The following is a 22801-nucleotide window of genomic DNA, read 5'->3' as shown; positions in this document are numbered from 1 at the left end:
GTGGCGCTACGCGCCCAGGCGGCGATCGGCATCAGCAGTGCGGGTAGTTGTCGCTGCCGCTCTTGATCGCTTCGAGCGCGAGCACCGCGCCGTGCAGCGTCGTGACGGCGACGAGCGCAAGGGACGATGGAGCGACCGCTTTGGCGTCGGCGCACTCGCTCGCCGGCGCGAAGAAGACACTCGCGCCGGCGTCGACGGCCGCGGCGATCTTCTGCTGGATCCCCCCGATCGGCCCGACCTTGCCGAGCCGGCTCACCGTCCCGGTGCCGGCGATGGTGCGCCCGCCGGTGATGCCGCCCGGGGTCAGCTTGTCGATGATGCCCAGAGCCAGCGCGGTACCGGCGCTGGGGCCTTCGATCACGTCCGGGTCGATCCCGATCGACACGTTGATGCCGTTGAAGGTCGGCCGGGTCTCGATGCTGATCCCGAGCTTCGCCTTGCCGTCGGAGCCGCGGATGGTGCGCACCTGCACCGTCTTCCGCGTGCCGGCGCGTTCCACCACGAACGTGACGGAGTCGTTGGGTGACAGTGCTTTGACCAGCGAGACGAGCTGCTCCGGGCTGGTGATCGTGGTGCCGTTCGCCGAGACGATCTCGTCGTTCGGCTTGAGCACGGCGGCTGCCGGCACGTCGGGGGTGATCGACCCGATGAACACCGCGTTGCCCGTCGCGTGGTAGCCGAGCTCGGTCAGTGCGGCGTAGACCGCGTCGCTTTGCGCCTGGGTCATCTCGTCGACGCCTTGCTGGTTCACCTTCGCGCTGCTCTGACCCGGCGGGCACTGGACTTCCTGCGGCTCGATCGCCTCGGTCGAGTTGAACCACGCCTTCATCGCGTCCCACAGCGTCGGGTGCTCGTCGCAGCTGCCGGGGATCAGCCCGACGGTCGTCATGTAGAGGTGCCCGTCGGTCGGCTGCACCTTGGCACCCGAGATCTGGATGACGTCCCCGGGCTTGCCGGTGATGCTGTCGGCGGCGGTGGTGTGGCCGAGGGTGTCGGTGACCGGGCCGGGCACGAGTACGACGTAGGGCACCGGCATCCGCGCCGCGACCACGATCATGGCGAAGAAGAGGGCTGCGGCGATCCCGAAGGTCATTCCGCGGCGGCTCATGGCCCGCGAAAGCCTATCCGGGTGTGCTGCGAAGAGTCTGTGGTCGCGACTACGAGCGGGCGAAGAAGCCCATGCTGCGCCGTCCGGTCGGAACCGGTACCACTTCCTCGACCGTCGGGTCGACCACACCGGGATCGATCGGGGCGGGCGGCTCCGCAGATGCCGCGGGAGGCTCGACCGGGTCGTCCTTCACGAAGGCATCCGTCTGGCCGAACCTGGTCGCGGTAGGGATGGCGGTGGGGGTGGCGGTCGGCGCCGCGACGAACGGCATGCTGCCGGCGGTCGCAGGGTTGGCGGGCGCTGCGTCGTCGGCTGCCGGCTCCTCGGAGCTTTCCGCCTCGGCCGGCGCAACGTCCTCCGGAATCGCGTAGCGGTCGGCGCTCGGCGGCGGCGCCGGGGGCGGCGTGGCGACATCCGCCGCGGTGGTCCGCGTCGGCGGGTCCGCTGCGGGCGGCGCGGACGCAGCGGGCGGCGCGGACGCGGCTGGTGCGGAGGCGGCCGGCGGCAGGCCGGTCTCGGCCGGAAGGGCGCGGGCGCGGACCGCCTCGGAGACCTCGACGTGGTAGTACGCCCGCAGCTTCAACGACACCGGGCTCAGCGCATAGACCGAGAAGTCCGTGACGCCTTCGACGTTGCGCAGATGCTCGGCGAAGCTGACCGCGTCCTCGATCGAGGCCATGCGACGAAACGCCGGAGTGCCCTGCGTCGACTGGTAGAAGACCACGTGCTCCATACGGTCCCCCGGCTCACTGAGGCGTGACGGCTGATAGTCGCTGATTCGAACCCTTATAGGCGTTTCGGCAGCCGCCGCGGTGAGGTTGAGGTCAGTTGATCAAGCGCTCAGACGTGGTGCGGCGTCCGATCGACCTCGACGGTGGCCTCGGGCCGGGAGAACGCGGCCTTGAAGCGTTCGCGCTCGGCCAACGACTGCTCGACCTCGACCGGCCCGCGGGGCCGGGCGGCCCAGTTGACCCACACGATGGCGACGACCGTGGCGACCGCAGGCACACCGAGCCACGCGAGGACACCCATGCGCGTCAGTGTAGGGGCTCGACCGCTTCGGTTCAGCGGTCCCGCGCCGCCCGATCAGGCAGTCAGCGACGTCGGTTGCGGGCGCGCGCCAGCGCCAGCGAGCCGACCACGGCAAGCGTCGCCCCGGCCCCGGCGGCCGCCCGCGTCGCGTTCTTGCGGTCGAGGAGCCCGAAGCTGCTGCCGACCCGCTCGCCGAGGGTGTCGAGGTGAGCGGCCAGCGCCGCCTGGTTGGTCCACGCAGGCTGCCAGCCGGTCGCCCGCAGCCGCTGCGCTCCGACCACCCACGGGTCGATCAGGTACTGCAGATCGGAGGACGGCGAGGACAGCATGCCGATCCGGTGCAGCCGCTCGGCGGTCGCGAAGGCGACGGCGCCTGGGAGCACGACCGAACGCATGTCCGCGAGCGCCTCGACCTGCCGCTGCGCCATCCAACCGTCGCACCCGACCGTCACCGCGCCCGTCACGGCCCCGGTCGCGGCTGCCATCAGTGCGCTGAGCAGGTCGTCGGTGTGGCAGAGCTGCCAGTGGCAGCGGCCGTCACGGATCGCCAGCAGTCGTACCGCCTCGAACAACCCGGGCAGCAGCGAGTCGGCGACGACGCCGACCACGGACGCGGGCCGCACCGAGACCACCTCGGGTCCGCCGGCCGCTGCGCAGGCAGCGGCAGCCCGCTCCATCGCCAGCCACTCGCCGAGCAACCCGGCCGGCGCGCCGGAAAGCAGTGGCGCGTCCTCGTCGAGCGGGACCGGGTTGGTCGCGCTCGCGCCGTACACCATCGCGCTCGTCAGCAGTACGACGCGACCGGTCCCGGCCGCCGCGGCGGCGTCCAGCAGCGCCTCCGTGCCGTCCACGTTGCGGGCGTGGCGCTGGGCGCTCGGGGTGGTCGCCGACCGGTCGACCGCCAGGTGGACGACGACGTCGACACCGTCGAGCGCGGCCGCCGACACGTCGTCGACGCGGGTGAGCGTCGGCGTCGACGGATGGCCGCGGGCAAGCTCGGCGAACGCGCCGCCCAGGGGCGTGTCGGCGCCGGTCAGTCCGATGACGGCGGGGCTGCGCCGACGGCGAACGCGCTCACCGTCGGTGCCCACCGGTCCATCTTGGCAACTACCGTTTGCTCATGACACGCCCTCCGATGGGCTTCGGCCCGAGCGGCGGCTCCGGCGACGAGCCGGGTGAGCCGGTCGATCCGTTCGCCGCGCTCAACGCCGCTCCGGACCTGGGAGCGATGCTGCATCAGCTCGGCGACCTCATGTCGGGGGAGACCGGGCCGGTCAACTGGCAGGTCGCCCGTCAGTCGGCGATGGCCGTGATCGGTGCCGACGCCGGCACCACCGCGGCGGAGGCCGCCGAGGTCGCCGACGCGGTCCGCCTCGCCGACCTGTGGCTCGACCCGGTGACGTCGCTGCCATCGGGCGTCACGAGCACCGAGGCGTGGAGCCGGCGGCGCTGGCTCGAGGCGACGCGCGCGTCGTGGAGCGAGCTCGTCGAGCCGGTCGCCGCCCAGGTGTCGGCCGCGATGGGTCAGGCGATCCCCGAGGAGATGCGCGCCATGGCGGCGCCGTTGATCGGTGTCATGACTCAGGTCGGCGGTCTGGTGTTCGGCAGTCAGGTCGGTCAGGCGCTGGGAACGCTCGCGACCGAGGTGGTGGCCGCCACCGACATCGGGCTGCCGCTCGGCCCGGCCGGCGTCGCGGCCCTGCTGCCGGAGTCGGTCCGCGCGTTCGGTGACGGCCTGGCGGTGCCGGGCGACCAGGTGAGGCTGTTCATCGCGCTGCGTGAGGCGGCGCACCAGCGCCTGTTCGTTCACGTGCCGTGGCTGCGCGGTCACCTGTTCAGTGCGGTGCGCGCCTACGCCGAGGGCATCTCGATCGACAGCTCGCGGATCGAGGACCTGGTCGGCATGGTCGACCCGTCGGATCCCGAGGCGCTTCAGCAGGCGCTCGGCCAGGGTCTGTTCGAACCGACCAACTCGCCGGCGCAGCAGTCGGCGTTGGAGCGGCTCGAGACCGCACTCGCCCTCGTCGAAGGCTGGGTCGACGTGACGACTGCCGCGGCCGCGAGCGCGTCGCTACCGAGCTTCGGGGCGCTGCAGGAGACGATGCGGCGCCGGCGCGCGACCGGCGGGCCGGCCGAGCGCACGTTCGCCACTCTCGTGGGTCTCGAGCTGCGTCCGCGCCGCGCCCGCGACGCGGCGGTGTTGTGGCAGACGCTGGCGGCGCGCCGCGGCGTCGAGGGCCGTGACGCGATCTGGGACCACCCCGACCTGCTGCCCGCCGCGAGCGATCTCGACGACCCGCAGGGCTGGGCCGACCGTGGACCTGACGACGGTTTGGACATCTCCGAGCTCGACCCCCCGACGGGCTGAGCTGCGGGCGTCGGTCAGCGATCCGCTGCGCTGAGCCCCTCGAGAAAGCCTTCGGCACGCTCTAGCTTCGGGTAGCGGGCGAGCTCGGCGCGAAACGCCGGACCGTGACCGGGCACGAGCAGATGGACGAGCTCGTGCAACAGCACGTAGTCGACGACGTACTCCGGCATCCCCTCCAGGCGCCGCGAGATCCGGATCGTGCGATCGAGCGGGGTGCAGGAGCCCCATCGAGACCGCATCGTGTCCACCCAGCGCACGCTCGCCGGCACGGCGCGCCCGCCGAGATAGGACTCGGACAGCCGCCCGGCACGGGCGAGCAAGTCGGCATCCGACGGCGCGAGCCGTGCTTCCTTGGCCAGCACCCGGGTCACGAGCAGCTCGACCCAGCGGGCTTCCTCGGCGCGCGACATCCGCGCCGGCACGGACACCACGATCCGGTCGCCTTCCCGGTGCGCGGCGACCGTACGCCGGCGGCGGGCGCTGCGCACGACAGCGACCTCCGGAGCCGGTTGCGCGGTCACCCGGCTGACGCTAGCGGCGCAACCCGACGGTTTCGGCGCGAAACCCGCCGGGGAGTTGCTGTGCACAACCGGTGTACGGCGTTCCCGCAGGTCGTGACGGCGTGCCGCGGGCGTCCCCATCGCCGTACACAGTCGGTGGACAGTGACGTCCACAACGACACCCCTGCTCGTCCCCAGCTCGTCCCCAGCATCGTCCACAGGGCGGCGTCGACGGGCGTTGACGCGGCTCCCACCGCTTCCGTACGGTCATGTCAACGGAGCCCCCGTGGTTGACCAGGCGGACGTTCGCAAGGGGAAGGCGAACGGCTGTCGTGCGAAGCCTCGGGGGCTTCGTATTGCCCGTGGCCAGATGTCCCGGCCCGCGTCGAGCGTTGCGGGCCGGCGTCGCGCTACTTGCCCTGGAAGCGGGGCTTGCGACGCTCCTTGGCCGCAGCGAGGCCCTCGGTGAGGTCGGCGCTGGCGAACGTCGTCGGCTGGGCGAGCGCCTCGTACTGCAACGCCTCGTCGAGGCTGCGTGGCGCGCCGTTGCGCAGCCCGGCGACGGTCAGCCGCACCGCGACCGGGCCGTTGCCGGCGATCTGCTCGGCGACGTCGATGGCCCGGTCGAGCAGCTCGGCGCCGTCGTACACGCCGTTCACCAGCCCGAGCCGCAGCGCTTCGTCGGCGTCCACCCGGCGGCCCGTGAGCAGCAGGTCGCGCGCGGCCGGGATGCCGACCGTGGCGGGAAGCAGGTACGTCGCCGCCATGCCGGCGTGCATCCCGAGGGCCGTGAACGGCGCCGACAGCGTGGCCGAGGCGGCCGCGTAGCGAAGGTCGCAGGCGAGCGCGAGGCACAGGCCCGCCCCGACGGCGGGTCCGTTCACCGCGGCGATGCTGGGCACCTCCAGGTCGCGGATCGCCAGCCACGCCCGGTAGAAGGGCAGCATCCGGTCGCGGATCGCCGGGACGGTCAGGTCCGGCGACTCCCCGATCCACGACAGGTCGCCGCCGGAGCAGAAGGCGCTGCCCTCGCCGGTGACCACGACCGAGCGAAGCGCCGGGTCGGCGCGCAGCTCGTCGATCGCGGCGGTCCACGCGGCCGTCAGCTCGCCGGTCATCGCGTTGCGCCGCTCGGGGAGCGCGAGGGTCAAGATCGCCACCCCGGAGGGCCGTCGTTCGACGCGAAGGGGTGCGCTCATGGGGAACTCCTGCCCGAAAACCTGACCGAATCCGATTCGGTAGGGGCTGCCTGGTACGCCGCGGAGGCTAGCGGGCAACGCGGCGCTCACGCTCGAATCCACGGATTTCGAGCGTGGCGACGGTAGCGTTGTCAGCAGGTTCGGCCGGTCCCGGCCGGCGGCGATCGATCGAGGAGGACGAGATGGCCGACACCTATGAGGGCTACTGCGTGAAGTGCAAGGAGAAGCGCAAGTTCGAAGGTGAGATCCGCACCAGCGAGTCGGGCCGCCGCATGGCGCAGGGCCCCTGCCCGGTCTGCGGCACCAAGGTGAACCGGATCCTGGGCAAGGCCTGAGGATTCAGCGCAGCGCACCCGCACTGCCGAAAGGCGCCTGACGGAGTCCGTCAGGCGCCTTTCGTATGTCTGCTGCGCTCCTGTGGACGGCCGGATGCGCGTGGGGTGGTCGCGGTGGCAGGCTGCCGGCGCCCTGTCCGTCCCGACGAGCTGACCCTCACCAAGGAGCGCACATGCGTCCGGTGCTCAAGCCCGCACTGCGCCGACTCTGGCGCGACCCGTCCACCCTTCAGTTCGGCGTCGATCCGCGACATGCGGTCGTCGTCAGCGGCGTGAGCTCGGCTGACCGAGAGCTCCTGACGCTGCTCGACGGCAGCCGCGAGAGCGACGCCGCGATCGCCGAGGCCGGCCGGCTGGGCCAGCCGGTGCACCGCGGGCAGACGCTGCTCGAGCTGCTGAGCAGTGCCGGCGTGCTCGACGACGCCGAGCTCGGCGCCCCGACCAACGCGACCTCCGGCCGGCTGACCCCCGACCAGCTGTCGCTGTCGCTGTGCCATCCGCGTCCGGGCGGAGCCGCGCGGGCGATGGCGAGCCGGCAGGCGGCCACCGTCGAGGTGCTCGGCGCCGGACGCACGGGCTCGACGCTGGCGGCGCTGCTCGCCGCCGCCGGTGTCGGTCGGGTGGTGGTCGACGATCCCGCGCTGCTGCGGCCGGCCGACCTCGCTCCCGGTGGCGTCCGGGCCATCGGGGTGCACCACCGGCGCGGGGACGCCGCCAACGCGGTCGTGAGCACGGTGCGCACCGCGGCCGCCGGCGGCGCTTCCCACGGCTCGAATCGCTCGCTGGTCGTGCTCGCCCCGACCGGCTCGGCGTTCCCGCCGGAGTGGCTGGTCCGGGTCCGTCGCCGGGCGCATCTGCTCGTGATGGTGCGCGAGACGACCGCCTCCATCGGGCCGCTGGTCGTGCCCGGCCGCTCGCCCTGTCTGCGTTGCCTCGAGCTCGCCCGGGCTGACCGGGACCCGGTCTGGCCGGTGCTCGCCGCGCAGCTCGTCGGTGAGACGCGGCCGGTCGAGCCGTGCGACGTGGCGCTGTCCAGCGCGGCGGCGTCGTTGACCGCGATGCACGTCCTCGCCTGGCTCGACGACGCGCGCTTCGTCTCGCCGTTGCTCGGCGGAACGGTCGAGCTGGGCTTGTCCGAGCTGACGCTTCGCCGGCGTACCGTCCTCGCCCACCCCGAGTGCGGGTGCCCCGCCTGGGAACCCGAGCAACACCAAGCCGCCTCCTGACTTACCCCTCCTTACGTCGAGCCCAACGTTGTTGGTCTTTCAACCCCCGTTGAGTGACCAACAACGTTGGGCTCGACGTAAGGGCGGGGGTGGGGTGGGTTAGAACTCTTTGAGGGGTGAGATCGGGCGGCGACGCCAGCGGGGCGGCGACGGGGGCTTCGGGCGGTCGGGCCTGGTGCCCGCCAGGACGCCGATGATCGACTGGGCGACGGTCGCCACCTCGACGGGCAGGTCGCCGGTCGCGCTACGGGGACCCGACGCCCGCCCCGGTGGAGCAGCGCCCAATGAGGCGAGGTCGCCGAGCACCCGGATCCCCGACGCGGCGATCGCCGCCGCCGCCGCCGAGCCGATCTGCGCCGCTCGCTCAAGCGCCCACTGCGGGGTCTCGATCGGGTACGGCGCGGCCAGCTCGGTTCGGGCGTCCGCGAGCCGCGGCAGCATTCCGGAGCGGATCGCCGCGGCGTACAGGTCGTCCGGCAGCCCACGTTCGGCGAAGGCCAGGTTGACCCGTCGCAGCAGCTCGACTTCCGGCAACGTCAACGACGCGTTGCGCTTGCCCTCCGGCTCACCGACGAGCGTGCCGGCGGGCAGGGCGAGCAAGCCTTCGAACTGGCGCAGCAGCAGGTCGTGATCGAGACCGTCCACGACGATCGCGGTCACGCGCTCGGGTCCGACGATCTGCGCCCAGCGCGCCAGTACGACGTCGTGGCTGTGGCGGATCCAGAACCACGGCGTCGGCTCGACGTACGGCGCCTCGACCAGCATCCCGCGAAGCCACGAGTCGTAGTCGCCGGTGAAGCCGTCCTTGACGTACTGCTGCCAGGCGGACGGCAGGATCTTGGCCAGCGGCCGCAGCGTCGCCACGACGTGCACCCGCTGCCCGCCGAGCCCGTCGACGACGCGCTCGGCCTGGGCGTCGCTGGCGCGGCACAGCCACTCGCTGCTGACGAACACCCGCTCGCCGCGTGCCGCGCGAACCTCCCGACAGAGGGCTCGCCAGTCCGCCGTCGTGACGGCCGCGTCGCCGGTGTTGCCCCGCGCCTGCGTGACCGCGATGCCTGCGCTCTTGTGATAGGCCTCGTCGCCGGGATAGCGGACCCCGAGGTCGCGGATCCGCGCCCGGTCACGGTGGAAGGCACCTTGCAGTGCCGTCGTACCGGTCTTGTCGAAGCCGATGTGGACCAGGCAGCCACCCGGCGGGATCGCGAGACCTGCCGGGTCGGTGGTCACCGGCTGGCTACTTGCGGTCGCCGACCGTCACGTAGGAGCGCTCGGTGGCGCCGGTGTAGACCTGGCGGGGCCGGCCGATCCGGGTGTCCGAGTCGGTCATCATCTCCCGCCAGTGCGCGATCCAGCCCGGCAGTCGGCCGAGCGCGAACAGCACGGTGAACATCCGGGTCGGGAAGCCCATGGCCTTGTAGATGACGCCGCTGTAGAAGTCGACGTTCGGGTAGAGCTTGCGCTCGATGAAGTAGTCGTCCGCGAGGGCGATCTCCTCGAGCTGGATCGCGAGGTCGAGCAGCGGGTCGGAGACGCCCAGGTTGGTCAGTACGTCGTGAGTGGCCTGCTTCACGATGGCCGCGCGCGGGTCGTAGTTCTTGTAGACCCGGTGGCCGAAGCCCATCAGCTTGACGCCGGGCTCCTTCTTCTTGACCCGCTCGACGAACGCCTTCATGTCGCCACCGTCGGCGGCGATGCCCTCGAGCATCTCGATGACGGCCTGGTTGGCCGCGCCGTGCAGCGGGCCCGACAGCGCGCCGATGCCGGCGGCGATCGAGGTGAACATGTTGGCGTTGGCAGACCCGACCATGCGCACGGTGGACGTCGAGCAGTTCTGCTCGTGGTCGGCGTGGAGGATGAACAGCATGTCCAGCGCCCGCGCCATGACCGGGTTGACGTCGTAGGACTCCGCCGGGACGCCGAAGGTCATCCGCAGGAAGTTCTCGACGTACCCGATCGAGTTGTCGGGATAGAGCGCCGGCTGGCCGACGGCCTTCTTGTACGCCGTCGCCGCGATCGTCGGCACCTTGGCGAGCAGCCGGATCGTGGACAGCTCGACCTGGTCGGCGTCGAACGGGTCGAGGGAGTCCTGGTAGAACGTCGACAACGCGCTGACCGCGGAGTTGAGGACCGCCATCGGGTGCGCGTCGTGGCGGAACCCGCCGAAGAAGTCGCGCAGGTCCTCGTGCAGCATCGTGTGCTTCGCGATGCGGCCCCGGAAGTCGTCGAGCTGGCCGGCGGTCGGGAGCTCGCCGTAGATGAGCAGGTACGACGTCTCGAGGAACGTCGACTCCTTCGCCAGCTGCTCGATCGGGTAGCCGCGGTAGCGCAGGATGCCTGCGTCACCGTCGATGAAGGTGATCGCCGAGGTGCAGGCCGCGGTGTTGCCGAACCCGGAGTCGTAGGTCACCCGGCCGGTGGTGCCCAGCAGCTTGGAGATCTGCAGGCCCGCAGGTGCCTCGGTGCCGTCGACCGCGTCCAGGGGCAGCACGCCGCCCGGGTAGGTCAGCTCGTAGTCAGCCATTTCGCTCCTCGTGAGATCCGTCCATGAGAATAGAGGGGTGTCGGACATCCCGAAGTGGGCGATCTCGCGAAGCGTGAAGCTGGCGAGCTTGCCGCTCGGTGCGGCGGGCCGTACCGCGGTCGGTCTGGGCAAGCGGATCGGCGGCCGGCCGGCCGAGATGGTCGCGACCGAGATCCAGGCGCGCACCGCCGAGCAGCTGTTCAAGGTGCTCGGTGAGCTCAAGGGCGGGGCCATGAAGTTCGGCCAGGCGCTGTCGGTCTTCGAAGCGGCGCTGCCCGAGGATCTGGCCGCGCCGTACCGCGCCGCGCTGACCAAGCTGCAGGACGCCGCTCCGCCGATGCCCGCCTCGGCGGTGCATCAGGTGCTCTCCGAGGCGTTCGGCGCCGACTGGCGCGAGCAGTTCCGCGAGTGGAACGACAAACCGGCCGCCGCGGCCTCCATCGGGCAGGTGCACAAGGCGGTGTGGCACGACGGCCGCGAGGTCGCGGTCAAGCTTCAGTACCCGGGTGCCGGCCCCGCGCTGATGTCCGACCTCAACCAGCTGGCGCGGTTCGCCCGGATGTTCGCGGTGCTCAGCCCCGGGCTCGACGTGAAGCCGTTGATCAAGGAGCTCAAGGAGCGGGTCAAGGAGGAGCTCGACTACTCACTCGAAGCGAAGACGCAGGCGGAGTACGCCGCGGCCTACGACGGTGACGAGGACTTCGTCGTACCGAAGGTCGTCGCGCACGCCGGCAACGTCATCGTCACCGAGTGGGTCGATGGGACGCCGCTGTCGGCGATCATCCGCGACGGTTCGCGCGAGGACCGCAATCGCGCCGGCCTGCTCTTCGCGCGCTTCCTGCTGTCCGGGCCCTCACGTGCCGGCCTGCTCCACGCCGACCCGCACCCCGGCAACTTCCGGCTGACCGCCGACGGGAAACTCGCCGTGCTCGACTACGGCGCCGTGAACCGGCTTCCTGACGGCCTGCCGACGACCATGGGGCCACTGGGCCGGTTGGCCCTCGAAGGCCGCGGCCAGGAGGTGCTCGACGGTCTGCGGGCCGAGGGGTTCGTGCCGGAGGGGCTGGAGGTGGACGCGCAGGCGATCCTCGACTACGTCCAGCCGCTGCTGGAGCCGGTCGCCACGGACACCTTCCACTTCTCGCGGCGCTGGCTGCGCGGCGAGGCGGCGCGTGTGGTGGATCCTCGATCACCGGCCGCGCAGCTCGGCCGCAAGCTCAACCTGCCGCCGGACTACCTGCTCATGCACCGGGTCGCGGCGGGCAGCATCGGGGTGCTCTGCCAGCTCGACGCGGAGATCCCGTACGGCGCGGAGCTGCGCCGCTGGATCCCCGGCTTAGCGGAGGACTGACCGCTCGCCCGATCGGCCTACCTAGGAGATCGGTTGACAGACGCTGACCGACGTCGCCGGTTCGCACTCGTTCCAGTTCGACACCGTGTCGAGGTGCGTGGTCTGCCCTGCGGTGAGGCCCTGGTCGGTCGGGTACTCCACCGTCAGCGTCGAGCCCGGGGGCACCGTGATGGTGGCGCACTCCAGCGCGCCGTACAGCACGACGTTGCCGGTGATCTGGCAGTTGCCGCACGGGTTGTTGATCAGCGCCGAGACGTACGCCGGCGGCGAGCCCGTGGTGCCGGTTCCCAGGTACACGCTCGACCCGGTACCCGAGCACGTGCCGTCGTTGTTGAGGTTGGACACGTTGTTGATGACGAGGTCCTGCGGCGGGTCCATCGTGCAGGTGAGGTTGGCGCCGCTGGCGAGCGTGGTCAGCACCGACTGCACGCCGTTGGTCAGGCAGTCCGCGCCGATGGGTGCGTCGAGGCTGGCGTCGAGGCCGGTCAGGTTGGTCAGGCCCCCGATCAGCGGCAGCGACGACAGGGTGGTCCCAATGGTCGGGATGATGATCGGCAGGTTGGTGCACACCGTGTCAGCGATCGGCGGCTGAGCGTCGAGCTTGGCCACCAGGTTGGTGTTGAGCACCACCCCGAGCGGGTCCGGCAACGACAGGCCGACTCCGTTCAGCGCGGCACCGATGGCGCCCGGCAGGCAACCAGGAGTCGTGATCGCCGGCGCCTGGGTGGCCTGGGTGACGACGGTGGTCGAGTTGCACACGTCGGAGGTGCTCTTGCACGAGCCGTTGGACGTGCCGCCCTGGTCTAGCGCGACCTGGGCGAAGTTCTGCAGGTCACCGCCCTGGAGCACGAGCTGTCCTCCGGTCTCCGCGGCGCCCGGGGTCGAGTTGGGGCTGCTGTCGCCGGGCGGGTCGGTGATCGTCGTGGACCCGAGTGTGCCGAGGATCGGCACGGTGATCCCCTTCGAGATCACCGTCGGGTCGTTGACGGCGCCGGCGCCGACGCACGCGCTGCAGTTGTTGACGCTGTTGCCGGTCGAGCCGAGGTTGATGCCGTTCGAGCCCTCCAGCGGGGCGTTGTACGTGTGGGCGACCGTAAGCGTCTCGGTGACGACCCGGGTGATCGTGCGTCCTTGGGTCACCGCCGTACCGGTCGACTGGATGGTCCACACCGACGCCGACGCGCTGCCGGTCTGCCCGATCTGGTTGACCTTCTTGGCGACGACCGAGTACGCGCCGGACAGGGTCAGCTTCGGTGGTGCGCTGGCACCCGGGCTGTTGTAGTAGTCGGTCGTCCCGTTGGCAGTTGCACCCTTGATGGTCGCGGCCATGGCGTCGATGCCGCTCTCGGCGTTGTCCAGCGCCTGCGTGAACGTGTTGTCGTGGCGCGCCTGGCCCTGGCCGTTCACCGCGGCGGCCAGCCCGACGCTGGCGACCGTCGTGAGGATGATGATGCCGAGCAGGGCAAGGATGATGCTGCCGCGATCGTCCCTGAGGTCCCGGAGATAGAAAGCTCGCATGAGGATCCTGTCCTGTCCCTACGAGGTGGCTACTGCGTAGTTGCGGAGGTACGTGCCGCAGTCCGACGCCGACACCGGGCTGCTGAGGGTTGATGGCTGCACCGAGACGCTGACCGTGAGCTCCTGGATGGCCATCGCTGCGGCCTGGGTCAGCGCGTTCGGGACGTTGACCGGCGCCGGGCAGGTGTTGAACGTCGGGGCGCCCGGCAGCGCGAAGATCGTCGACGTGCTTCCTGTCAGGTTGCTGATGACGGTGCGTTGGGAGCGGATCGGCGTGAGCTCGGTGTAGTACGTCGTCGAGGTGAGCGTGCCCGTGGTCTTGGCGACGCTGCAGGTGTAGTTCGCCGGCGCCGTGGCGGGCGGGACGACGGTCGAAACCACGTTGTACTGCGTGTAGACGAGTTTCGTGCCCTGCACCTTGTAGTCGACGATGACGGGCGTCTGGACCGGAGAGGTCTCCTTGCTTTCGAGCATGGTGATCTCGGTGCCGGTCGCGTAGCACAGCGGGTTGGCCGAGCGGATGTCCCGGTCGATGTCCTCGAGCGATGACCGGACGCTGGCCAGCACCGAGCCTCGTACCTGAAGCGAGTTCTGGTGCTTGAGGCTGGTGATCACCACGGCCGTGATGGAGCCGGTGATCAACGTCAGCATGATGATCGTGACCAGCATCTCGACGAGCGTGTAGCCGCCGTCGGCGTCCCAGTGCCGGCTCACAGCGAACCGACCACGACGAACGTGCCGAGGGACACCAGGCCGCCGGTCACCACGAGCGGGTTCAGCAGGCTCGAGGTCACCCCGTCGAGCGCGCGGGTGGTGCTGAACGTGAGGGTGACGTTGCACAGCGCCAGCGCGCAGGTGCTCGGCGTGGTGACGACCGTGCGGTTCGGGATGGGGCCTTCGTAGTCGTTGTTCTTGGGCACCCAGACCAGGTTCGCAACGGTGGTGTTCACGGCACTCACCTGGATGGTGTCCGTCGTCGCGAGGTTCAACGCCGTGCACTTCTCGGTCACCGGAGCGGTGACCGCATCCTTGACCCCGAGAATCCCGGTGGCCGAGACGGTCATCCCCGGGTAGGGCGTGCAGGTGAGCACGGGCGAGGCGGCGACGTTGAGCGGCGCCACGGCGACGACCCCGCTGTTCGCCGTCGTCGTCGTGCAGGTCGACGTCGCGGGCGGGGTCGGGGCCAACACGTAGGCGCAGAACGGCACAGTGGCGTCCCACGGCGAGGTCAGGCCGGTCTCGGTGATCGACGAGGCGGGGACGGACGCCGTGTAGGTGCACGTCGCGCTGGTGTAGTTGGCGGGCGTGACGGTGCCGGTCGCCTCGCAGTCGCTGGTGTGCATGTCGACCTGGTGCGTGCCCGTGCTGTCGGTCCACAGCAGCGGCACGCACGTGGCCGCGCCGAAGAAGGTCTGCGTCGTGTCGGTGGTGTTGACCAGGCCGTGTTCGGTCAGCGTCAGGGTCACCGAGGAGAACGCCGCGCCGTTGCCGTCCTCGGCGGGGTTGCCGGCGCCGTTGAGATACGCGGGCCCGATCGAGGCCGGCGTGACGGTGTGCTTCGTGGTCGTCTGGGGCGAGGTGATGCTCAGCGAGCTCGTCACCGTGCCGGCTCGAGTGCAGTTCGACAGGCCGTTGTCGCTGGCGGACGGGGTGTTCGCCGGCTTGAAGGTCGTGTTGTCGGCGAGGTTGCGGGTCTGGGTCAGCTGGTGCGAACTGCCGCCGAGCGTCCACTTGATGGTGATCGTGGAGTAGATCGTGTTGACCGGGCTGACGGTGTTGCCGACGCACTTCGACAGCGTGAAGTTCGAGGCGTCGAGCTGGGACGGGGAGCAGATGTGCGGCGTCATCGTCTCGACATAGGTGACGCCGTTGCTCTGCTTCGTGGTGGTCGTCGTGGTGGTGCTGATCGGGGTGATGCTCGTGGTGACCGCTCCGCCGTCACCGCTTTCCGACGTCGCGCCGTGCTCGAGTGACTCGGCGTACTCGAACCAGCTGTCGGCGAGATGATTGGCGGTGATCTGGCTGCGTTCGACGACCTGCTGCTTGATGTAGGCGGCGATCTCGCCGGCAGTGCCGATCAGCGCGACCGACAACAGGATGATGGCGACCAGGATCTCGACCAGCGAGATGCCGGCGTCGGCTGCGTTGCCGACGGCGCGACCGCGCCCCCGGTGCAGGACAAATCGCCGCCAAACTCCCACGAAGTAAGCATCGGACATTTGAAAGCCTTGTGTAAGGCCCCTAAACCACTACCTGCTACGCCGTTATGGCTAACAAAATGTGCGCCGAATGCGAGACCCAGCCTGAGAAGAGGCTGAAAACGTGGTACACGATCGGCGCCACACGCTCCCAACTGCGCCGAACGGAGCAGCGATTGGGTGCTTGGGTCGTGCCGATCGGCCTAGCGGACCTCCCGCCAGTTGGACACCGTCACGGTCTGCTCGGTGGTGATGGTGGACAGCTCCTTGTCGAAGTGCACGGAGACCCCGCCGGGCGCCGAGACGCTCCCGCAGATCAGCGTGCCGTAGAGGTCGAGGTGGCCGTTGACGACGCAGGTGGCGTTCGGCGCGTAGATCACACCTGACAGCACGGTCTCGGGGTTCAACCCGTCGCCGATCGTGATCGTCGAGGACCCGGCCGAGGTTGCGGTGTCGATCAGCATCAGCGTCGCCGGTGGGCGTGGCGCGTACTGGAGGGGTAGCACCGAGCTGACGTAGCTGTTCCACGGCAGGGTCACTCCGGCGGCGCCGAGCGAGGGGACCAGCAGGTTGCCGTTGAAGCACAGCGTGACGCCCGAGGACGCCAGGTTCGTGAGGTTCGCGGTGACCGCGGCGTTGAGCGTGAGGTTCCCGAGGATGTTGTAGACGGCGCCTGCCGCGAGATAGTTCGAGCCCGTGACCGCGGAGGCGTTGACGCCGATTCCGGCGGAGCAGGCGGTGCTCGCCGGGTAGGTCAGCGGCTGGGACGACCTGACCACCGTCGTCGACGCGCACGACGACGCGTCCCCGACACACGTGCCGGTCGCGTCCGGGTCGGCGTACCCGGTCGGCGCCGCGTCGTCGACGTCCACTTCGCTGAAGTTCGACAGATCGGACCCGACCATCGTCAGCGCACCGTCGGTGGCCGCCGGGCCGGTGGTGGAGATGGTCGGCGTGCACATCGTCGTTGCCAGCAGCCCGAGGACTCCGGTGTCCGGGAGCACCGAGCAGGTGGTCGTGCTCGCCCCGCCGGTCGCCCCCGAGTCGTACTCGTTGACCCCGGATCCGGAGCCCATGGTCAGTGCCGAGCTGCCGAACAGCGGCACGGTGTAGAGGCCCTTGACCGCGACCGTCTCCTGAACCTCTCGGGTGATCGTCTCGGTCGGGGTCTTCGCGGTGCCGATCGAGTCCAGCGACCACACGCCTGCGGTGTCGGTCGCCGTCGTCCGGTACGTCGCGCCGGTCGCGGAGTTCGTGCCGGTGATCGCGGCCTGGCTGCTGACCGATGGTGCCGCCTTGATCCGCGCCACCATCGTGTCGAGGCCGGTCTCTGCTCCGGTCAGCGCCTGCGCGAACGCATCGTCGTGCCGGGTCTGCGCCTGTCCCTTGATGACGGTCGCGAGCCCGACCGACACCACGCTGCTCAAGATGACGATCGCCAGCAGCGCCAGCATGATGCTGCCGCGGTCGCGGGAGTGGTCGTACCGCGAAGCGCGGCGTACGCCGGTCACGGCGCGTTCCTCAGCTCGGTGCCGTTGTCGCTGATGCTGATCGCGGTGGACAGCGTCGGCGGCTGGACCATCACGTGAACCGTCACGCTTCCGATGCAGCCCGGGTCGAAGCCGCCGGTCATCGCGCACGTGGTTGCGCTGACGCCGCTGCCGGCCGGCGCCACATAGCCGAGGGTCGGGGACGCCGTGAACAACGGGTTGCTCGCAGAGTTCACGAGGTTTTTCAGCAAGACGGTGGTCGACGTGGTCGTGACACCGGAGCTGGTGACATCGGTCTCGCGGGCGACGAGCTGGTGGCTGCTCACCGCGTACGTCACCGTGCGGGTGAGGGCTGGCTCGACTTCGCGGAGCACGAGCTGTGTCGAGCTGGCCGCCAGCAGCGGGTTCGCCGACCGGATGTCGCGGTCGATGCGCTCCAGGGCGGTGCGTGCCTGGGCGAGCACGTCGCTGCGGTCCTGCAGCTGGGTCTGCTTGTGCAGTCCCGTGACGGATGCCGTCGTGACGATCGTGCCGATGATCGCGAACAGCACGATCACGACGAGCGTCTCGGTCAGCGTGAAGCCGCGGTCCCGGGCGTCTCGTCCCGACGCGTAGCGCGTGGTCATGCCAGTGTCGCCGTGACGTTCTGGGACGCGGTCGAGCCGTCAGCTGCGCGCGTCAGCGAGAAGGTGAAACCCTCGGACACGCCGGACTTCACCATCGCCGATCCACTCGGCAGTGTCGCCGTCCAGGTCGAGCCGTTTGTGCTCGTCATCGCGAGGTTCTTCGTGCCCGTGCCGCTCTGGTACGTCGCGACGACGGAGTCGGTCTTGGCCAGGTTCACGGTGGTGCAGGTCAGACCGGCCGGCAGCAGGGTGTTGCGGGTGAGCGGTGTCAGCGTGATGACGTTGAGCCCGAGCCCGACCACGGAGATCGAGCAGTTGCCGGAGAACGCCGGCGCGCCGATCAGCGTGAGGGTCGCGGCGGGTACGGCCTGGCTGCCGGGAACTGTCGCGGTGAACGCGATCGACCCGCCACTGGTCGGAGTCGCTTTGGTGATGGAGCTTGCGGGGATCGTCGCGGTGAACGTCGACCCGCTCCGCGTCATCGCGACCTGGTGTGAGCCGTTGTCATCGCTCCAGGTCAGCGGCACGCAGGTCGCGTTGGACAGCCCGGTTTCGGTGAGGGTTGCGGTTATGGCGCTCGACGGCGTGCCTGTCTTGTTGACGGTGACGCTTGACGGGGAGAGGCCGAGCTGGCCGATGACCAGCGTCGTACCTGCCCCACCGCAGATGCCGAGGGGACTCGTCGCGCTGCTGACGGTGAGCGCGCTGTGGTCGCTCACGCTCTGGGCCACCTGCACGACGTGGGTCTTGCCGGCGAAGCTCCAGCGCACCGACACGTCGGCGTGCACCGTCGACACCGCGCCCGCTCCGGGCGACGTGCAGGTCGTCGGGGCGTCGGTGGGCGAACAGACCTGGAACGTCTTGGTCTCGGTGTAGCTCACGCCGTTCACCGGGTTGGCCGTGGTTGTCGTCCCGGCCTGGCCGACGAGTGTCGAGTACGCCATCGCTTTTGCGGCCTCGATGGCACTGTCGGCCAGATGCAGCGCCGTCGCCTGGGACTTCTCGAGGCCCTGCTGCCGGATCCCGGTCGCCAGTGCGCTGAGCAACGCGAGGACACCGAGCGTGACGATCGAGATGGCGACCACGATTTCGACGAGCGTCATGCCGGCGTCGCGGCCCGCATTCAACGACCGCGCGCGCCGTCGGATACGGGCATCGCCGAACAAGGTGTTCATTTCGTTGCCACTATCGACGTGCCGGGCCCCCTCTCTCTTGACGAACTCCGACCATTTCCGCCCCCCTCGGGATGACTAGTCAGCGGCGGCCTGAAGGCCGCGGATCGGCGGAGGGATATGACTCGCATCCCGCTCACGCCGCCGTTGCCGAGTGGGCTTTCGGGTGCGATCTTGCTCTGAGTGGGCACGCGCGGCCTTGCCGCGGTCGGTGCGAACCTCTCGCTCGGCTCGCGTGACGCGCGAGCGACACCCACCTACGAGGCGGTCGGCGCCGACGTACGGGTAGTTGCATGATCGGCGGACCGGCCCCCGTAACCTTGCGTTGTGTCAGCCATCGACCTGGCGGCGGCGGAGGCAGCCGCCAGCGCGCTGCTCGACGCCCTTGGGATCGGCCACGACGACGGCCCGCTTGCCGGTACGCCGGGCCGGATCGCCCGCGCCTACGCGGAACTGCTGACCCCGCGTGAGTTCTCGATGACCACGTTCCCCAATGACGAGGGATACGACGAGATGGTCATCGCCCGCGACATTCCGTTCACCTCGCTCTGCGAGCACCACCTGCTGCCGTTCATGGGCACCGCCGTCGTCGCCTATCTGCCCGGCGAGCGCATCCTCGGGCTGTCCAAGCTGGCTCGGGTCGTCGAGCTGTTCGCGCGGCGGCCGCAGGTCCAGGAACGGATGACGACACAGATCGCGCACTGGCTCGAGGACAACCTCACCCCCAAGGGCGTGGGCATCGTCCTGCGGGCCGAGCACACCTGCATGACGGTGCGTGGCGTCGCCGCCCGCGGCGCTTCGACCGTCACCTCGACACTGCTCGGCCGGCTCCGTGACGACGCTCGCACCCGTGCGGAGTTCCTGACGCTCGCCTACGGCCCGCAACACGTCTAGTCGATCAGGACATATCGCCGACGACTGCGGCTAGTCGGACCCGTCCCGGATCTGCCAGGTAACTCACAGGTTCCTCTCACGCACTGCTAAGGGCAGACGCCCAGGCTGTCGCCCAGCCTTTCGAGGGAGCCAGCGGCTGTGCGAAGAGTTGTCCCGAGAATGACCCGTGGCCGGGTCGTCGTTGCGGTCGTCGTCGTCGCCTTGCTCGGCACCGGCTCGGCGCTGGCCGCCACTCAGCCGTGGAGCAGCAAGTCCGGTGGCGCGACCACCGAGGTCGTCACCGCGAAACGGACCACGATCGTGCAGACCGTGTCGGCGTCCGGGACGATCGAGCCGGCGAAGCAGGCAGACCTCGACTTCGCCGTGTCCGGCCGCGTCACTCAGGTGCGGGTCAAGGCGGGCGACGTCGTCACGAAGGGCGAGACCCTCGCGAGACTGGGCACCGCCTCGTTGGTCGCCCAGCGGGCCGCGGCGGAGGCGACGGTGTCGGCCGACGCCGACAAGGTCGACGACGATGCGGCCGGGTCCGCGCAGCTGGCCTCCGACGAGGCCGCCCTCGACGCCGCCCGTGCGTCGTTGCACGCCGCGAACCTGGATCTCGCTGACGCCCGTCTGACGGCGACGTTCGCAGGCACCGTCACCGCGGTGAACCTCTCCGTCGGTGAGCAGGTCGGCTCGTCGGGTGACGGCACGCAGTCGCCGAGCGATGGCGCCTCGTCGGCGCAGGTGTCGGTCCAGTCGACGCGGACCTTCATCGTCAACGCCACCGTCGACGACACCGAGATCAGCGAGATCAAGCAAGGTCAGGCCGTCGCGATCACCCCGGCCGGTTCTGCCGCCCCACTCGCGGGCACCGTCAGCTCGGTGACCACCGTCCCGACGACGACCTCGGGAGTAGTCAGCTTCCCGATCACCGTCACCGTGTCGGGCCACCCGACCGGGGTGTACGCCGGGTCGAGCGCGACGCTGACGATCACGACCAGCAAGGCGGTCGACGTGCTGGCGATCCCAACCCTCGCCATCACCTACGACGGCTCGACCGCCACCGTGAAGGTCAAGACCGGAAGCGGCACCGAGACGCGAACGATCACCGTCGGGCAGACGTACGGGTTGCAGACCGCCGTCGAGTCCGGCCTGAAGCCTGGAGATCAGGTCGTCGTGACGATTCCGACCTTCGGCCGGATCTCGAATGGCGGTGGGAGCGGCGGCACCTTCATCCGCGGCTTCGGTGGCAGCGGCGGCTCCACTGGCGGCGGCTTCCCTGGCTTCGGCGGCAACGGCGGTGGCCTGCCGAGCTTCGGTGGCAACGGGTGACCTCGGTGATGGAGGGCCCCGCCGCCCCGGTGCTTGCGCTCACCGACGTTCACAAGACCTACCGCTCGGGGTTGCTGGAGGTCGAGGCGCTCCGCGGCGTGTCGCTGTCGATCGACGCGTCGGACCTGGTCGCGATCGTCGGCCCGTCCGGGTCGGGCAAGTCGACGCTGATGCACATCCTGGGTTGCCTCGACGTCCCGACCTCCGGTGAGTACCGGATCGGCGGTGAGGACGTCTCCCGCATGGACGAGCGACGCCTCGCCGAGGTGCGCAACCGCCGTATCGGGTTCGTCTTCCAGCAGTTCAACCTGTTGCCGTCGCTGACCGCACTCCGCAACGTCGAGCTTCCCCTGACGTACGCCGGCATCCGGCCCGGCGAGCGACGCGACCGTGCCGCCGAGGCCCTGGCGCGGGTCGGGCTGGCTGATCGCCTCGACCACAGGCCGGGAGAGCTCTCGGGCGGCCAGCAGCAGCGCGTCGCGATCGCCCGCGCGATCGTCACCGACCCGGACCTCGTCCTTGCCGACGAGCCGACCGGCAACCTCGACTCCGGCTCGTCGGCGGACGTCCTGGCCGTCTTTCACGACATGCATCGGGCCGGCCGCACCGTCGTCCTCATCACGCACGACGGCGACGTCGCGGCCACCGCGCAGCGCACGGTGCACATCCGGGACGGGCGGCTGCAGTGAACTGGCTGGAAACCGCGCGGACCGGACTCGACGCCGTCCGGTCGCACCGGCTGCGTTCGCTGCTGACCATGCTCGGCATCCTGATCGGCATCGCCGCGGTCATGTTGACCGTCGGTCTCGGCGAGGGCGCGCAACAGCAGGTGAAGAGCCAGATCAGTGCCCTCGGCAGCAACCTGCTGATCGTCACCCCCGGCAGCACGACCAGCAGCTCCGGGGTTCGCGGTGGCTTCGGCACCGCCTCGACGCTGACCACTCAGGATGCTGCCGCGCTGAGCTCGAAGCAGACCGCACCGGACATCGAGTCCGTGGCGGCGACCAGCTCGACCGTGCAGGAGCTGACGGCGGGCTCGACCAACTGGACCACCTCGGTCGTCGGAGCGACACCCAGCTGGCTGCAGGTCCGGGCGCGGTCGGTCGAGTCAGGTCGCTTCCTCACTGCCGACGACGTCGCGACCTCGGCGGCCGTCGTGGTGCTCGGAGCGGACACCTCATCCGAGCTGTTCGGAGTACGTGATCCGGTCGGGCAGACCGTCACGATCGGCTCGGTGCCCTTCCAGGTCGTGGGGGTGCTCGATCCAGTCGGCAGCGGTTCGTCGTCGACGCAGGACCAGGACGACACCGCGATCATCCCGATCACCACCGCGGCGTCGCGGGTGATCGGCGGGGACTCCCGCAACGCCGTCAACGACATCTACCTCGAGGCGACCAGTGGCAGCACGATCTCCGCGGCATATCAGGAGGCGGATGCCGAGCTCCTCGCGCTGCACGAGATCACCGACGCTTCCGACGCCGACTTCACCATCACGTCGCAGAAGAACTTGATCTCGACCGCGACGAGCGTCAGCAAGACATTGACCGTGCTGCTCGCCGGCATCGCGGCCATCTCGCTGCTGGTGGGCGGGATCGGCGTGATGAACATCATGCTCGTCTCCGTCACCGAGCGAATCCGGGAGATCGGGCTGCGCAAGGCGCTCGGCGCCACGCCGAAGGCGATCCGCCGGCAGTTCTTGTTCGAGGCCTCGTTGCTCGGGTTCTCCGGCGGGGTGCTCGGTGTGGTGCTCGGCATCGTCGGCGCGGAGGTGCTGCCGCACTTCATCTCCGACCCGATTTCCATCTCGCCGCTGGCCGCCGCCGCGGCGATCGCCGTCGCCGTCGTGCTCGCGCTCGGCTTCGGCGTCTACCCGGCGACAAGGGCCGCGCGGCTCGCCCCGATCGACGCACTGCGAACCGAGTAGGGAAATGGAGCGAACCGTCCTC

Annotated in this window: 22 protein-coding genes; 8 read left to right on the top strand and 14 right to left on the bottom strand. The window is 70.1% G+C overall.

Annotated elements, in window-relative coordinates:
• Positions 1–31: 31 nt before the first annotated feature.
• From VG899_13685 to VG899_13670, 4 genes are all read right to left on the bottom strand, one after another.
• Positions 32–1108 (bottom strand): PDZ domain-containing protein, encoded by a 1077-nt coding sequence (locus VG899_13685; GenBank protein HWA67407.1) that lies wholly within the window; start codon positions 1106–1108, stop codon positions 32–34.
• Between the two features lie 49 nt (positions 1109–1157).
• Positions 1158–1841, bottom strand: a complete 684-nt coding sequence (locus tag VG899_13680; GenBank protein ID HWA67406.1) for a hypothetical protein — start codon at positions 1839–1841, stop codon at positions 1158–1160.
• Positions 1842–1948: 107 nt separating this feature from the next.
• Positions 1949–2140, bottom strand: coding sequence for a hypothetical protein (locus tag VG899_13675; GenBank protein ID HWA67405.1), 192 nt, complete (start codon positions 2138–2140; stop codon positions 1949–1951).
• Between the two features lie 62 nt (positions 2141–2202).
• Positions 2203–3231, bottom strand: a complete 1029-nt coding sequence (locus tag VG899_13670; protein HWA67404.1) for an NAD-dependent epimerase/dehydratase family protein — start codon at positions 3229–3231, stop codon at positions 2203–2205.
• Between the two features lie 29 nt (positions 3232–3260).
• Between VG899_13670 and VG899_13665 the strand changes: the two genes are divergently transcribed.
• Complete coding sequence (locus VG899_13665; GenBank protein HWA67403.1) at positions 3261–4508, top strand: zinc-dependent metalloprotease; 1248 nt, start codon at positions 3261–3263, stop codon at positions 4506–4508.
• Between the two features lie 14 nt (positions 4509–4522).
• Here VG899_13665 and VG899_13660 read toward each other — a convergent pair whose 3' ends face one another.
• Both VG899_13660 and VG899_13655 read right to left on the bottom strand, forming a co-directional pair.
• Positions 4523–5029 (bottom strand): SprT-like domain-containing protein, encoded by a 507-nt coding sequence (locus VG899_13660; protein HWA67402.1) that lies wholly within the window; start codon positions 5027–5029, stop codon positions 4523–4525.
• A gap of 389 nt (positions 5030–5418) precedes the next feature.
• Positions 5419–6207, bottom strand: coding sequence for an enoyl-CoA hydratase/isomerase family protein (locus VG899_13655; GenBank protein ID HWA67401.1), 789 nt, complete (start codon positions 6205–6207; stop codon positions 5419–5421).
• Between the two features lie 182 nt (positions 6208–6389).
• Between VG899_13655 and VG899_13650 the strand changes: the two genes are divergently transcribed.
• Together VG899_13650 and VG899_13645 are read left to right on the top strand one after the other, a co-directional pair.
• Positions 6390–6542, top strand: a complete 153-nt coding sequence (locus VG899_13650) for a DUF5679 domain-containing protein (GenBank protein ID HWA67400.1) — start codon at positions 6390–6392, stop codon at positions 6540–6542.
• A gap of 173 nt (positions 6543–6715) precedes the next feature.
• A complete protein-coding gene (locus VG899_13645; GenBank protein ID HWA67399.1) occupies positions 6716–7768 on the top strand; it encodes a TOMM precursor leader peptide-binding protein in 1053 nt (350 codons plus the stop codon).
• A gap of 99 nt (positions 7769–7867) precedes the next feature.
• On the opposite strand, the gene VG899_13640 is transcribed toward VG899_13645, so the two are convergent.
• Both VG899_13640 and VG899_13635 read right to left on the bottom strand, forming a co-directional pair.
• Positions 7868–8998: a hypothetical protein gene (locus VG899_13640; GenBank protein HWA67398.1), complete on the bottom strand. Its 1131-nt coding sequence runs from the start codon at positions 8996–8998 to the stop codon at positions 7868–7870.
• 7 nt (positions 8999–9005) lie between these two features.
• Positions 9006–10292: a citrate synthase gene (locus VG899_13635; GenBank protein ID HWA67397.1), complete on the bottom strand. Its 1287-nt coding sequence runs from the start codon at positions 10290–10292 to the stop codon at positions 9006–9008.
• 37 nt (positions 10293–10329) lie between these two features.
• Between VG899_13635 and VG899_13630 the strand changes: the two genes are divergently transcribed.
• Positions 10330–11643 (top strand): AarF/ABC1/UbiB kinase family protein, encoded by a 1314-nt coding sequence (locus VG899_13630; protein ID HWA67396.1) that lies wholly within the window; start codon positions 10330–10332, stop codon positions 11641–11643.
• A 21-nt stretch (positions 11644–11664) separates the two neighbouring features.
• Here the strand turns inward: VG899_13630 and VG899_13625 are convergent, their stop codons facing one another.
• From VG899_13625 to VG899_13600, 6 genes are all read right to left on the bottom strand, one after another.
• Complete coding sequence (locus VG899_13625; GenBank protein ID HWA67395.1) at positions 11665–13161, bottom strand: hypothetical protein; 1497 nt, start codon at positions 13159–13161, stop codon at positions 11665–11667.
• An 18-nt stretch (positions 13162–13179) separates the two neighbouring features.
• The gene (locus VG899_13620; protein ID HWA67394.1) at positions 13180–13875 is read right to left on the bottom strand and encodes a hypothetical protein; all 696 of its coding nucleotides are present in this window, start codon (positions 13873–13875) and stop codon (positions 13180–13182) included.
• Positions 13872–15362, bottom strand: a complete 1491-nt coding sequence (locus VG899_13615) for a hypothetical protein (protein ID HWA67393.1) — start codon at positions 15360–15362, stop codon at positions 13872–13874. The genes VG899_13620 and VG899_13615 overlap by 4 nt, the downstream gene beginning before the upstream one ends.
• Before the next feature lie 200 nt (positions 15363–15562).
• Complete coding sequence (locus VG899_13610) at positions 15563–16870, bottom strand: hypothetical protein (protein ID HWA67392.1); 1308 nt, start codon at positions 16868–16870, stop codon at positions 15563–15565.
• A complete protein-coding gene (locus VG899_13605) occupies positions 16867–17475 on the bottom strand; it encodes a type II secretion system protein (GenBank protein ID HWA67391.1) in 609 nt (202 codons plus the stop codon). The genes VG899_13610 and VG899_13605 overlap by 4 nt, the downstream gene beginning before the upstream one ends.
• Positions 17472–18578 carry a type II secretion system protein gene (locus VG899_13600; protein ID HWA67390.1) on the bottom strand — a complete coding sequence of 369 codons (1107 nt, stop codon included), beginning with the start codon at positions 18576–18578 and terminating at the stop codon, positions 17472–17474. The genes VG899_13605 and VG899_13600 overlap by 4 nt, the downstream gene beginning before the upstream one ends.
• 396 nt (positions 18579–18974) lie before the next feature.
• Between VG899_13600 and folE the strand changes: the two genes are divergently transcribed.
• From folE to VG899_13580, 4 genes are all read left to right on the top strand, one after another.
• Positions 18975–19541 (top strand): GTP cyclohydrolase I FolE, encoded by a 567-nt coding sequence (folE, locus tag VG899_13595; protein HWA67389.1) that lies wholly within the window; start codon positions 18975–18977, stop codon positions 19539–19541.
• Positions 19542–19700: 159 nt separating this feature from the next.
• Positions 19701–20855 (top strand): efflux RND transporter periplasmic adaptor subunit, encoded by a 1155-nt coding sequence (locus tag VG899_13590; GenBank protein HWA67388.1) that lies wholly within the window; start codon positions 19701–19703, stop codon positions 20853–20855.
• Positions 20852–21544 carry an ABC transporter ATP-binding protein gene (locus VG899_13585; GenBank protein ID HWA67387.1) on the top strand — a complete coding sequence of 231 codons (693 nt, stop codon included), beginning with the start codon at positions 20852–20854 and terminating at the stop codon, positions 21542–21544. The genes VG899_13590 and VG899_13585 overlap by 4 nt, the downstream gene beginning before the upstream one ends.
• On the top strand, positions 21541–22779 hold the full coding sequence (locus VG899_13580) for an ABC transporter permease (protein ID HWA67386.1): 1239 nt from the start codon (positions 21541–21543) through the stop codon (positions 22777–22779). The genes VG899_13585 and VG899_13580 overlap by 4 nt, the downstream gene beginning before the upstream one ends.
• The last annotated feature ends 22 nt before the right edge of the window (positions 22780–22801 follow it).

The organism is Mycobacteriales bacterium, assembly GCA_035550055.1.
GTDB lineage: Bacteria > Actinomycetota > Actinomycetes > JAFAQI01 > JAFAQI01 > DASZTV01.
The sequence above is the reverse complement of the archived record's forward strand: the minus strand, read 5'-3'. Positions and strand labels throughout refer to the sequence as shown.

What these genes read in the sequence shown, in the direction of transcription:
- VG899_13655 (HWA67401.1), bottom strand. Translation starts at nt 6,207, where the DNA reads ATGAGCGCACCCCTTCGCGTCGAACGACGGCCCTCCGGGGTGGCGATC.
- VG899_13605 (HWA67391.1), bottom strand. Translation starts at nt 17,475, where the DNA reads ATGACCACGCGCTACGCGTCGGGACGAGACGCCCGGGACCGCGGCTTC.
- VG899_13625 (HWA67395.1), bottom strand. Translation starts at nt 13,161, where the DNA reads ATGCGAGCTTTCTATCTCCGGGACCTCAGGGACGATCGCGGCAGCATC.
- VG899_13600 (HWA67390.1), bottom strand. Translation starts at nt 18,578, where the DNA reads ATGACGCTCGTCGAAATCGTGGTCGCCATCTCGATCGTCACGCTCGGT.
- VG899_13650 (HWA67400.1), top strand. Translation starts at nt 6,390, where the DNA reads ATGGCCGACACCTATGAGGGCTACTGCGTGAAGTGCAAGGAGAAGCGC.
- VG899_13635 (HWA67397.1), bottom strand. Translation starts at nt 10,292, where the DNA reads ATGGCTGACTACGAGCTGACCTACCCGGGCGGCGTGCTGCCCCTGGAC.
- VG899_13675 (HWA67405.1), bottom strand. Translation starts at nt 2,140, where the DNA reads ATGGGTGTCCTCGCGTGGCTCGGTGTGCCTGCGGTCGCCACGGTCGTC.
- VG899_13590 (HWA67388.1), top strand. Translation starts at nt 19,701, where the DNA reads ATGACCCGTGGCCGGGTCGTCGTTGCGGTCGTCGTCGTCGCCTTGCTC.
- VG899_13665 (HWA67403.1), top strand. Translation starts at nt 3,261, where the DNA reads ATGACACGCCCTCCGATGGGCTTCGGCCCGAGCGGCGGCTCCGGCGAC.
- VG899_13680 (HWA67406.1), bottom strand. Translation starts at nt 1,841, where the DNA reads ATGGAGCACGTGGTCTTCTACCAGTCGACGCAGGGCACTCCGGCGTTT.
- VG899_13645 (HWA67399.1), top strand. Translation starts at nt 6,716, where the DNA reads ATGCGTCCGGTGCTCAAGCCCGCACTGCGCCGACTCTGGCGCGACCCG.
- VG899_13685 (HWA67407.1), bottom strand. Translation starts at nt 1,108, where the DNA reads ATGAGCCGCCGCGGAATGACCTTCGGGATCGCCGCAGCCCTCTTCTTC.